The organism is Endozoicomonas sp. SESOKO4 (assembly GCF_024606275.1).
The window spans coordinates 1-1,101 of sequence record NZ_JAHHPS010000595.1 but is presented as its reverse complement, the minus strand read 5'-3'; the positions used below and the strand labels follow the sequence as shown (position 1 = coordinate 1,101).

The following is a 1,101-nucleotide window of genomic DNA, read 5'->3' as shown; positions in this document are numbered from 1 at the left end:
AGTCGTCCATAGCGGCCCGAACTTTTGCCTGCCTCGGCGTGTACTGGAAGGGACCATCGTCATTTTCAACAGCTTTCTCTGCAACCGCCAGGGCGTCCTTCTTTCTCTCAATGTCTGCTTTCCTGATTTCAATTTCACCTTCCAGGCGGGCCTTTTCCTGAATCAGTTGCCGGACCCTGCTGCTAACAACGTCATCACGGCCCAGTTGTAACTGTTTGTTTCTCAGGGCATTAACCCGTTGTTCCTGAGTGTCAGTAGCCTCTGGTTCAAGACCCACGGCTTCTTCGATGGTGTTAAGAACTGCTTTATGATAATCCGTCAGAGCCTCTTCTGCTTTTGATAGAGCTTCACTTTTCTGCTCCAGAACTAAACCCAGTGCAGCCATTTCCTCGTTATGTGCGGTTTTGGTCTGCTCATCAATGTCTCCAAGATCTTCAATCTCTTGTTTTTTACGATCCAGATTCGCTTGTGCATTCCTTTCTTCAAGCTGTGTACTGGTCACTTCCATACTTTTCCTGTCGTGTTCACGAAGGAATTCTGTGACCTGAGAGTGTTTTTGTCTGGTTAAAGTCTGTTCATCCAATGCTTCACTGAATTCATCTTCTGCTTCCCGAACAAGAGTATCTACATAGACTAAAGTATCGACAAAGTAATCAACTACTTCGTGTAAATGGGGATAACCTGTCGTTTTAATGTCAAGATGTATTTGAGCTCTCAGTTCCTTAAAAATTTCATTTCGTCTTTCTTTACTGTGTCCCTGCAGGAAATGTTTGATGTCCTCTACCCGCTCTTCAAGGGTTTGCTCGTCACCTGCAGTCAGACCCAGCCCGGTCTGAGCTATTTCCATTGCCTGATTAAGAACTGTGTCGATTTCATCCGAGCGGCCTCCGCTGACAGCTGGAGTCCCGGTAAAGAAACATTGTCTGGTATGAATAGCATCCAGTTTTTGCTTAGCTGTCTTCTGCTCACTTTCAGCTTCTTCTATTGCTCGCCTGATTGTCGCTACTTCACGATCAAGAACGTATCGGGGTTTGGGGCCGAGGCGAGCCATTTGCCTGTCAAGTTCATTTTCAATAACTGTGATATGCTCATTAACCTCAG

The 1,101-nt window shown here is 46.0% G+C and carries 1 protein-coding gene; it reads right to left on the bottom strand.

The window, feature by feature from the left end:
- Positions 1-1,051, bottom strand: a 1,051-nt coding sequence (locus tag KDK16_RS11685; protein WP_257276249.1) for a hypothetical protein, incomplete at its 3' end; no start/stop codon positions are given.
- Positions 1,052-1,101: the final 50 nt, after the last annotated feature.